At 50.3% G+C, this 11,642-nt stretch carries 8 protein-coding genes; 3 read left to right on the top strand and 5 right to left on the bottom strand.

The features are described from left to right. The first annotated feature begins 395 nt into the window (after positions 1-395). Positions 396-1,436: a GGDEF domain-containing response regulator gene (locus tag ACN4EK_RS23505; protein ID WP_431660745.1), complete on the top strand. Its 1,041-nt coding sequence runs from the start codon at positions 396-398 to the stop codon at positions 1,434-1,436. 164 nt (positions 1,437-1,600) lie between these two features. On the opposite strand, the gene metK is transcribed toward ACN4EK_RS23505, so the two are convergent. The 4 genes from metK to nrdR form a co-directional block, all read right to left on the bottom strand. Beyond that, positions 1,601-2,863, bottom strand: coding sequence for a methionine adenosyltransferase (gene metK, locus ACN4EK_RS23510; RefSeq protein ID WP_431660746.1), 1,263 nt, complete (start codon positions 2,861-2,863; stop codon positions 1,601-1,603). A gap of 174 nt (positions 2,864-3,037) precedes the next feature. Next, positions 3,038-3,778 (bottom strand): HAD family hydrolase, encoded by a 741-nt coding sequence (locus ACN4EK_RS23515; RefSeq protein ID WP_431660747.1) that lies wholly within the window; start codon positions 3,776-3,778, stop codon positions 3,038-3,040. Between the two features lie 100 nt (positions 3,779-3,878). Continuing rightward, positions 3,879-4,880 carry a 30S ribosomal protein S1 gene (locus tag ACN4EK_RS23520; protein WP_431660748.1) on the bottom strand — a complete coding sequence of 334 codons (1,002 nt, stop codon included), beginning with the start codon at positions 4,878-4,880 and terminating at the stop codon, positions 3,879-3,881. A gap of 297 nt (positions 4,881-5,177) precedes the next feature. Beyond that, positions 5,178-5,693 carry a transcriptional regulator NrdR gene (nrdR, locus tag ACN4EK_RS23525; RefSeq protein WP_431660749.1) on the bottom strand — a complete coding sequence of 172 codons (516 nt, stop codon included), beginning with the start codon at positions 5,691-5,693 and terminating at the stop codon, positions 5,178-5,180. Positions 5,694-6,283: 590 nt separating this feature from the next. Here nrdR and ACN4EK_RS23530 point away from each other — a divergent pair. Next, complete coding sequence (locus ACN4EK_RS23530; protein WP_431660750.1) at positions 6,284-9,817, top strand: response regulator; 3,534 nt, start codon at positions 6,284-6,286, stop codon at positions 9,815-9,817. 307 nt (positions 9,818-10,124) lie between these two features. On the opposite strand, the gene rpsD is transcribed toward ACN4EK_RS23530, so the two are convergent. After that, entirely contained in the window at positions 10,125-10,733 is a 609-nt protein-coding gene (gene rpsD, locus ACN4EK_RS23535; protein ID WP_431660751.1) for a 30S ribosomal protein S4, read from the bottom strand. Between the two features lie 196 nt (positions 10,734-10,929). On the opposite strand from rpsD, the gene mutL reads away from it, so the two are divergent. Next, positions 10,930-11,642: DNA mismatch repair endonuclease MutL (gene mutL, locus ACN4EK_RS23540; protein ID WP_431660752.1), on the top strand; the 713-nt coding region annotated here is incomplete at its 3' end.

An 11,642-nucleotide genomic window follows, 5' to 3' on the forward strand; every position in this document is an offset into this window, starting at 1 on the left:
TCGTATCTTACAGTAGAAATTACTCAGGTTTATCACCCGATTTGAATGAGCCACTTGAAATTCTGTCACACGATTTCTCTGCTAATAAAGCAAATAATATTAGTCAATCTAAACTATCCATTTCTAGGATGAAAGGTTCCGATTATGTTTCTAATTAATTCAGTTATTTAACTAATTTCACTGATCTAGGAATATTTTGAGGCAAATAAAGATGAGATTTGCGCGTAGATACTGAGGTTTTGGGTATGTTTAGTTACACTTACTCTCATCTCACCCTGAAGTTACTCAGATCCTGAGGAGGAACACCGTGCCAGTCAATCTGTTGCTATCGGTAGAAACCTTATACCCTATTGAAGTTACGACTGAAATGCTCAGACGGAGCCACTGAAACGTCAATGGATGCTTCGATTCTCCTAGTTGGAGGTGACGACTTTCTATCCACACTTCTGGCTCGGCTTCGTAATGTGGTGAGTTGCACTGTAGAGGTCGCTTCCGAGCCGAGTGAGGCTGTACCGCTAGTGCAAGCACAACAGCCAGATTTAATTATTCTTCAGGGCAGTCAGCCAGGGAGCTTAGAGCTATGCCATCAGATTAAAGAGCAAACTAAGTTAGCGTGGATTTACTGCCTTTTGCTAGATATTCCCGCCCAAATGTTGGAAGCAGCCTGGTTGGATCGCAATTGGGAAATGGAATCTAGAGTGGAAGCCCTAGAAAGTGGAGCCGATGCTTATCTATGGCTACCCCAAAACGATCCTGAGGGTAAACCCTTAAGTAGTACCGTACTCGCGCATCAAAATCGCTTATTACGATCGCAGATTGTCGCCGGACTCCGCATGGTGCGGAATCATCGTGAACTTATGCGCACCAATGATATTCTGTCCGCGATCGCCCTATCCGATCCCTTAACGGAACTGAATAACCGCCGAGCCTTAGACTGGGAACTGCCTCGACAAGTGCAAAATGCCCGGACTCGTAACGAAGCCCTCAGCCTGATCATGTTGGATGTGGATTTCTTTAAAAGTATTAATGATACCTACGGTCATCCCGTCGGCGATCGCACCTTACAGTTAATTTCCAGTCGCTTACGCCACAACCTGAGATTTCGTGACACGCTCTTTCGCTACGGTGGCGAAGAATTTGTGATTATTCTTAGTAGCACTGACCAACAGGAAGCCCTGCTAGTCGCTCGCCGATTATGTCGATTAATTAGTGATCAGCCCTTCTCGATCGATGAAACGTTAGATCTAAACATCACCATTAGCGCTGGCACCGCTTCCCTGGAACGCAATGATGACATGAAAGGGAATAGCCTGCTCAAGCGAGCCGATAAAAATCTGCTCCGAGCTAAATCCTCGGGACGCAACCGGGTGGTCAGTTGTTTAGATGCAGCAGAGCAACTGGAATTAGAAGCCGAATCGGATGTGGGCAATAAGTAAAACCAGAATGCCGATCGTCAGGTAAACACCTCAGCGATCAACATCTTGCTTTAGTCTCAAGGGGCAGACTGGACGGGAAGACCTCTTTTATCCACCGGAGAGCCGCCCCAACGGATCTTCAACCGCCAGCCTGAATCCTGTCTATTTCATGCCATTTCAGAGAACTAGTTGATAGACGCAGAGAGCGATCGCTGTGCCGCTTCTTGTAACACAGGGACTTTATCCGTTTGTTCCCAGGGCAAATCGAGATCCGTCCGCCCCATGTGACCGTAAGCCGCCACATCTTGATAGAAGCGACCACCGCGATCGGCAGGCAGATGACGCAGGTTAAAGGTTTGGATAATTCCCGCCGGACGCAGTTCAAAGTGTTGATTCACTAATTCCAGAATCCGCTCATCGGGGATTTTACCTGTGCCAAACGTGTCCACCATGATACTGACTGGACGAGCTACCCCGATCGCGTAGCTCAGTTGTACTTCACACTTGTCTGCCAACCCAGCCGCCACAATATTTTTCGCGACGTAGCGGCAGGCATAGGCAGCACTGCGATCGACCTTCGTGGGATCCTTACCCGAGAAGGCACCACCACCATGACGGGAATACCCACCATAGGTATCCACAATAATCTTACGTCCCGTTAAGCCCGCATCCCCTTGAGGACCACCGATCACAAATTTACCCGTGGGGTTAACCAGATAATGGGTGTTTTGATCGGGTTTGATCGTTAAATCAGAGAAGACAGGTAAAACAACATTCGTCCATAGATCTTCCTTGATTTTGGCTTGGACTGCCGCTTCATCCGTGATGTCACCAATGGTCGGTGCATGTTGAGTAGACACCAGAATCGTATCAATCCCGATCGGTTGATTATCTTCGTACAGCACCGTCACTTGGGTTTTGCCATCCGGTCGCAGGTAAGGCAACTGACCCGTTTTCCGCACGACCGCTAATCTCCGAGAGATCCGGTGAGCTAGAGAAATTGGCAATGGCATGTATTCTGGGGTTTCATTACACGCAAACCCAAACATAATGCCCTGATCCCCTGCCCCAATGCGATCGAGTTCTTCATCGCTGGCGAGTTCCCGAGTTTCCTTAGCCGCATTTACCCCCTGGGCAATGTCCGGCGACTGAGCATCTAGAGCAATGAGAACCGAGCAACTGTTGGCAGAGAAACCGCTATCCGTCCCAATGTAACCAATTTCAGCAATCTTCTGTCTGGCAACATCAATATAGTTGATTTGTGCCTTAGAGGTAATTTCGCCAGTGATCAACACTAGCCCCGTATTCACAACCACTTCGGCAGCAACTCGGCTCATCGGATCTTGAGCCAGCAGGGCATCCAGAATGGTATCTGAGAGTTGATCACAAATTTTATCAGGATGACCTTCAGTAACAGATTCTGAGGAAAACAGGTAACGGCGAGACAAGGGCGGCTCCTCTCTTAAGTACGACTAAGAAACATCACATTGCGTGAACAGCATCATAGCATTGCTGGTGACACTCAGGGAGATGCCTCGTAAAAGCTTGATGCCATAGGAAGTTTGAATGTTACAGTTCGGAAAATTCCTGATATTACTATCCCAGGATGGAATGGCTTAGATCTAAGCTCTAACCTGAATATCAGCTAGTCGAGCAATTAAAGTATCTGCGATCGCCAATGTTCCTACATCACGCCTACCCCAGGTTATACCAACACTACCCGCCGCATTAGCCGCCTTTGCCATGGCAATATCAGCACTAGAATCCCCAACCACCAGAATCGATGCGGGTACGACTCCTAACTGTTGGCTGGTGTGCAGGAGTACGGCGGGGTCGGGCTTACTACAGCCATCCATAGCTCCTTGAGCTACCTGGATCAACCCACCCAGTTCATAGCGCTCTACAAAGTCTTGGACATTGGTAGTGGTATCCGACGACAAAATTGCGATCGCGACCCCTGCCTGAGTCAGTTGATGTAACGTCGGCACTACACCTTCCAATAAAGGGGTGCTATCCGCTTTACGCTTGAAAACTTTGTCCGCTTCATCAAATGCCGATCGCACCAGGGATAATGCCGCGATCCAGTCTCGTCCTGTTTCTGCCACATACGCCGCCGCCGCAATTTCATTTTCTTGCCGAGTCCCAACCGCCAGTAAGCCATAGGGATTTAAGCGATCGCCCTCAAACCCAAATGCCATTAATAATGGGTCTTGCACTCCGGGAATTTGGGCATCAATCAACCGAGCCCGCTTTTGCCCTAAATGTCTCAGGTAATCCTGAACATCTGCCAGCGTCCCATCTTTATCAAAAATTACGGCTTGAATATTGGCAAACGTGACCGTTCCACACTGAATTGTTGCCACAGTTGTTCCTCCTCTACCAATTGGTGACTCGATCAACCACATAGCCATAAAAAAAGAGGGCGAACCCTCTCTCTTAATTAAGTCAAAGTATTGCGGCTAGCTAGCCAACCTCTTCCTCTTCGATCGCAGGTGGCAGTTCTTCTAGTTCTTCCGCAACCACCTCCACCTCAGGCGCAACACCCACGGCTACAGTTTCACCCCGTTGTTTTGCCAACATTTGTTCGCGATATTTGGCAGCCATTTCCTCTGCTTTGTCGTACACCGCTTGAGGATTTTTCACCATGTCGCCGGGTTCTGGTTCCAGTTGCTTGGTAGAAAGGGAGATCCGACCCCGTTCCGCATCCAGATCGATAATCATCACCTTCACTTCGTCATTGACATTAAAGACGCTATGAGGGGTATCGATGTGATCATGGGAAATCTCAGAAATGTGCAGCAAGCCGCTCACACCCCCGATGTCGATAAAGGCACCGTAAGGCTTGATCCCACGCACTGTGCCGATCACAACTTCGCCCACTTCCAAACGGTTCATCTTCCGTTCGACTAAGGCGCGACGGTGGCTAAGCACCAGACGGTTCCGCTCCTCGTCCACTTCCAGGAACTTCAGGGGCAGTTCTTCGCCAACAAGTTCTTCCTTAGGTTTGCGAGTGCTGATATGAGAACCGGGAATAAACCCACGCAGTCCTTCAATCCGGACTAGCGCCCCACCCCGATTCGTTGCGAACACGATCGAACGCACAGTGGCATCTTCTGCTTGGAGTTGGCGCACCCGTTCCCATGCCCGCATATATTCAATGCGGCGGATCGACAAAGTTAATTGCCCATCTTCGTTCTCATCAGCAAGGATGAAAAACTCGCGGGTTTCGTTCGACTGCAACACTTCCTCAGGGGCATCAATCCGGTTGATTGACATTTCCTGGATAGGGATATAAGCAGCCGTTTTCGCGCCGATGTCAATCAGAGCACCCCTTGGTTCCAGACTGAACACGGTTCCAGCGACGACATCACCAGGGCTAAAGTGATAGTCGTACTTATCCAGTAGGGCGGCAAAATCTTCGTGTGTAAAACCAACGTCTGTCGTTAAAGTGTCCTGATTGACCATGCGAATCGTTTCCTGGTAATTAGCTCCGTTAATATTCCTCCTGTCGATGTACACGCACACTAAATACTGTGCCGCTACACCCACACTCCTCCAATTTTTATTGTAGGAGATCAGACCTAAAGCAATCGATAGCTCGGAAGATCTATATTACCTCAAGTCTGGGACACAGATATAAGTGTTTGCACCAAAAATCCTGATCTCAGCGAATACCTGATTGAAAAGCCAATCCCCTAAGACAGGGATAGCCCATCTTCCAGGCAATTACGGTGTTAAAGTCACTGGATTGGCAGAAATCGGTTATTGCGAGGAAGCAGATACAACCGGATCAGACCCAATGCCAGCGTCCGCGATCGTTGCATGTCCATGATGCCTCGGTTCCACCTCTTGGTTTAACGCATTGGCATTTTGTAAATGATTCAGGGTGTCAACAAAATCTCGGATGCCTTGAAATTGCCGATATACAGACGCAAAGCGAATATACGCGACTTCGCTCAACTCCCGTAACCGTTGCAAAACCAACTCACCAATCTCACTACTGGCGACTTCTCGCACCGCCCGTTGTTGGAGTTCGGCTTCAATCTCATCTACTAAAGTCTCCACATGAGCCGAGGGCACATTCGTCTTCTCGCAAGCCCGCACCACTCCCCGGAGCAATTTATAGCGATCAAAGGATTCCCGTTCGCCATCCCGCTTAATCACTGTAATGGGAACAAACTCAATCCGCTCATAGGTAGTAAACCGCCGCCCACACTTGAGACATTCCCGGCGACGACGGACACTTTGCCCCGCTTCTGCTGAACGCGATTCAAGCACCCGATTGTCTGTATGCTGGCAGAAAGGACAGCGCATGGCTAGAAATACTCCAAGCGTGATGAACTACATCGATCGCGCGTTTTTGATCCCCACAGTGATTAGAATTAAGTATCTACGATTATGACCGATCTGCTTCACTAATTTTTTCTCTCGATCGTTCCTGTCAATGAGGTTAACAAATGCCTTATTTTGGGCAATCTGATCAAGAACATTGATCAGTCAGGACTGTGGTTTTGTCGTTTGAATATTCCAGCTTCTATTTTCTCTTTTATCATTGCTACTAAAAACTGGCTCTGGAGCCGATCGATCTTAGCCTGTAGAAAGTTTGCCTACAATCAAGCAGGGGAACGTTGGGTTGCAACCACTTGGTGTTGGGATCAAAACCGATCGCATTGGGGTGTACTACTGAGCATGGCTGCACTTCTCTCGAAGTGCGATAGTGGTATGGGGAAGGTGAGCAAGGGGAAAGCGCCCTGCCAGCTATGGCTCCAAAATTTGAGGTGTCAGGGATTTAACGGATTCAGGCTGATGCTGTCCCGCACCACTAAAAGATTGTTTATCCGACTGCCCTTGTAGCAGGAGCGCGGTTCATGAAAGTCCAACTAAGTAGCAAGCCAAAACTTCTGGTAGTGGATGATGAACCAGATAATCTTGACTTGCTGTACCGCACTTTTCATCGGGAATTCAAAGTTTTAAGAGCCGAAAATGGTCCTACGGCGCTAGACATCCTGGCGAAAGAAGGGGATGTGGCAGTGATTATTTCGGATCAACGGATGCCCCTGATGAGTGGTACAGAGTTTCTCAGTTTAACGGCAACTCAGTACCCCGACATTATTCGGATCATTCTGACTGGCTACACCGATGTCGAAGACTTAGTCGAAGCCATCAACTCTGGCAAGGTGTTTAAGTATGTCACCAAGCCCTGGGATGATGAGGAACTCAAGGCCGTCGTGCGGCAGGCGGTGGATACCCATAACGTCCTCAAAGCTAGAACGCAGGAATTGCGGAAATCCCTCCGGCAAGAGTCGCTCTTGAATGCGGTCACAACCTCCATTCGCCGCGCCTTAAGTTATCGACAAATCTTGGAAACGATCGGGGAGTCCGTCGGTCATATTTTTGAGGTGAGCTATTGCATTGTTTGTCCCATGCAGGATGGGCGAGTTGAGGATTGTTATCCCTATATAGGGGGGCAAGAGCCTCAGGGATGGGGCAATGGGATCGCCGCCTCAGCCACCGGGATTGAACTCAGTCACCCTCCCATGGTGGAATCTGAACCTGGCAATGGACATCTCGCTTCGTTGAAAACCATGCTGGCACAAACCGTCTGGGCAACGGAAGAGATTCAGGTTTTGCAAGAGATTGATACCGACGATCGCTGGCAAGGAAAGGATACCAAAATTCAGCAACGCCGACAGGCGTATCAGCAGCTTGGTATTCATGCCAGCATCTTGGTACCACTGCAATACCAACAGGAAGTTCTAGCCGTACTGGCGTTGCATCAATGTGGACAACCGCGCCCCTGGCAGGATGATGAAGTGCAACTGTTGAGCATGGTCGCCAGTCAAGCGGCTTTAGCCCTATCGCAGGCCCGCGCCTATGAACAACTGCAAGCGCTGGCAAAGCGAGAGTCTCTGATTAATGCGATTACAGCCGCGATTCGCTCTAGCCTCGATCCACAGGAAATTTTTGCGGCGATCACCCAACAACTGGGGCAAGCCCTCCATGCCGATGGCTGTGTGTTGTCGTTGTGGACGGAGGAAGATGAGTTTGTTCAGTGTGTAGGGTTGCATGATGCCACGCAATCGCCATACCCCATTCCTGGCAAGTCTGAGGCGAAATACGCTCAGCCGATCCCACCCGCCGAATTGTCACGCGGCTTACCGCAATCGATTTTGCCGATCGCGGGTAATCCAGTGCTGAAGCAATTAATGCTGACGAAACAGCCAGTGGTGCTGAACGATCTGGAACATTATCCAGAGATGAACATTACCGAGCATCCGTTTCAGTATTCGACCCGATCGCTGCTCGTCGTGCCGTTGCTGTCGGATGGTCGGATCATTGGCAGCATTTCGTTACGGCAAAATTTGCAACCCCGTCGCTGGCAGTTATCCGAAATTGGACTGGCTCAAGCCGTTGCGGCTCAAGCGGCGATCGCGGTTCAGCAAGCCCGACTGTACCAAAAAACTCGGCAACAGGCAGAACAATTACTGGAACTCGATCGGCAAAAGACGGAATTTTTCCAAAACATTTCCCATGAGTTTCGGACTCCACTGACGCTGACGATCGGGCCCCTCGAATCAGCCGTGAATCAACATCAAGGTCTGAGCTATGAACAATCGGTGATTGCCTTACGGAGTTCCCGCCGCTTGCTGCGGTTAGTCAATCAACTGTTGGATCTGCAACGGTTAGATGCAGGACGGATGCAACCGAGTTTCCGTCCCTGCGATCTGGTCGATTTTGTCACCCAAACCGTCGATTCCTTCCGACTCTACTGTGAACGGAAAGGCATTACGCTGATGACGCACCTGGAACCTTGTCCTGGGGTGTATTTAGATCTGGAAAAATTTGACAAGGTACTGTATAACCTGCTGTCAAATGCCATGAAGTTTACGCCAGCGGGGGGCAGCATTACCGTTAGTCTCCAGCCCGCCGGTAATCATTGTGTCTTGAAAGTCATCGACACGGGGATTGGCATTCGTCCTGACCAGATTCCCCATTTATTTGAGCGCTTCCGGCAAGCCGAAGGCTCAGCCAACCGTAGCTATGAGGGCAGTGGGTTAGGTTTAGCCTTGGTGAAAGAATTAGTTGAACTCCACGGTGGACAAGTGGCAGTGGATTCCGCCTATGGTCAGGGATCCACCTTCACGATCTGGCTGCAAGCGGGATTTGCCCATCTGCCGCCCCAACAGGTAATTGATGTGCAGACAGAGATTCAACCTAGTCGAGCCGCGATCGAACTGGCAGATGTCGATATGGAATCTCAAGCCACCGAAGACCAGGAGAAACTGCAACCCGGAGATACTTATGCCGCCAATTCCCTATTGCCACCTACGGATACGTCGGTTCCTCGCATCCTGATTGTGGATGACAATCCCGATCTCCGCAGCTACGTTTCGGGAATTCTGCGAGAACAGGGCTATCACACCTGGACGGCTCGCAATGGCGCAGAGGGCTATCAAATGGCGCAAAATCTGCGACCGTATTTGATTGTCACCGATCTAATGATGCCTTTAGTCTCTGGGCTGGATCTGATTCGGATGATTCGGGAAGACGAAGACCTGACGGGCACTCCGATCGTCCTCTTAACCGCTAAAGTCGATGAAGATACCCGGATCGAGGGTGCAGAACGGGGAGCCGATGCCTATTTATCGAAACCGTTTAACGATCGAGAACTATTAGCCGAAGTCCGCAATTTGCTCGCCCTCAAGGCAAATGAACAACGGGTGGCGGAATTGAACACCTATCTGACCGAATCGGTGCTGAAACGATTCCTGCCGCCTTCGATGGTGCAACGGGCGGCGAAAGGGGAATTGTTGTTGGATTTACGTCCAGAACCCCGACTGATGACTGTTTTGTTTAGCGATATTGTCGGGTTTACCCAGCTTTCAAATACTCTGCGATCGCGCAAGGTGGCAGAAGTCTTGAATGAATATCTCGCTGAAATGACCCGCGCTGTCTTTGATAATGGGGGCACCGTCGATAAGTTTATGGGCGATGCCATTCTGGCACTGTTTGGTGCCCCTGAAGAACTGACTCCGAATGAACAGGTGCGACGGGCAGTGGCAGCCGCTCGACAAATGCGGCGATCGCTTGATCGCCTGAACCAGCGCTGGCAAGAACAGGGGATCGGTCAAGTGCAATTCCGCTGTGGCATTCACCAGGGAACGGCAGTCGTAGGCATGTTCGGTTCCTCGGAGCGATCGGACTACACCGCGATCGGTCCCAGCGTCAATATCGCCTCACGGATTCAACAACTCGCTGACCCCAATAAGATTCTGGTGTCGGCGGCAGTTGCCGATTACCTGGAAGAAGAGGAGATTACGAAATGCAGTCCCTTAAAGCTCAAGGGAGTGGATGAAACCGTGTTAACGTTTGCGGTGAATCCGGAGCCGATCGTCCATTGAGGCAGGGGGGCTACTGTGTACACACAAGTGATCCAATCTAGCTAAAGCACTGACGAACCGCACCCCAACCCCCAATTCTGGGGGGCCGAACGATTCAAAGTCCCCCAGAATTGGGGGATTTAGGGGGCTAAAAAAATGTAAACGAAGTCAGGCTCGATTTGTGTGTACACAGTAGGGCAGGGGGGAGAGGGGGTAAAGACCAGGGGAGGAAAATAAATACCGACAATAAAGACCCTTCTGATTGACAGGATCAGAAGGGCTTTTAGATTGATAAAATGCCGCGGTAAAGGCACGTAATTGCAGAGAATTACGCCTGCCGAGAATAGTATTCAACCACTAGAAGTTCATTAATTTGGAGGGCGACCCATTCACGCTCAACCACTCCATTCACCTTACCCACCATTTTGGATTTATCGAACTCTAAATGGCTGGGTAGGTTTGCCAAACCGGGATATTGCAAATTGGTTTCTACTAACTTTCGGGAGCGCTCAGTATCTCGAACGGCGATCGTTTCACCGGGACGACACTGGTAGCTCGGGATATCAACCACACGACCATTGACCGTCACATGACCATGATTGACCAACTGACGGGCGGCTGGAATCGTTGGAGCCATCCCCATCCGGAACACCGTGTTATCTAACCGCATTTCCAGCAGTTGCAACAACACCTGTCCAGTGGAACCAGCGGCACGACGAGCTTTCCGCACATAACGCAGCAGTTGCCGCTCACTCAGACCATAATTAAACCGGAGCTTTTGTTTTTCTTCCAGACGCACCGCGTACTCAGAGCGTTTCTTGCGTGCCTGACCGTGTTGACCAGGGGGGTATGCCCGACGGGCACTTTTACGGGTCAGACCGGGCAGATCGCCCAAACGACGTACAACTCGGAGGCGCGGACCTCTATATCGCGACATTGAACTTCCTCGGAATTTCTCAAAAAATTCTAGCCAGATTTTCCAGTATATGCTGTCTTAGTGCCAAGTTGAAAGAGCATCACCAATATTTTTTGAGATCATTGACGATCGTTCGTCTGGATGGGGCAGACACACGCCAGAATAAAGGAGTTCGGCTCTATCCACTGTTCTGCTCCCCTGGGCAGGTGTGCATTCTATGACTGGCATTCAAGCCTTACCGACAGAAGTCATTCATTTGATTGCGGCGGGGGAAGTGATTGATTCCCTGGCAGCGGCGGTACGGGAATTAATCGAGAATGCCCTGGATGCCGCCGCTACTCGGCTTGTGATTGCAATCTGGAGCGATCGCTGGCGCATTCGTGTGGTCGATAACGGTATCGGGATGAACCTGGAAAATTTGCAGCTAGCCGCTACCCCGCATAGTACCAGTAAAATTCGTACCTGTGATGACCTCTGGCGCATTACTAGCCTGGGATTCCGGGGCGAAGCCTTACATAGCTTGGCTCAATTAGCTCAGTTGGAAATTGCCAGTCGATCGAGTACCGAGGAGATGGGTTGGCACTGTACCTACGATGCCCTGGGACAGGCAGTACAGCTTGAACCCACGGCAATTTCTCCCGGCACAATCGTCACGGCGGATCAATTATTTGCGACCTGGGAAGCTCGACGGCAGGGTTTACCTCCCATCCCCCAACAGTTACGTGCTATCCAGAACACGATCCATCACCTCGCCCTCTGTCATCCCCACGTCACCTGGCAAGTGCAGCACAACGATCGAGACTGGTTCACCCTCTTTCCCGGTCAGACAGCACGACAAATTTTGCCCCAAATTCTGCGGGATGTGCAGATCAGTGATTTGGCAGAGGTGGAGTGGGGAGATGGAGGGGATGCTGTCTCTTATACACATCT

Source organism: Pantanalinema rosaneae CENA516 (genome assembly GCF_050753385.1).
Taxonomy (GTDB): domain Bacteria; phylum Cyanobacteriota; class Cyanobacteriia; order Leptolyngbyales; family Leptolyngbyaceae; genus Pantanalinema; species Pantanalinema rosaneae.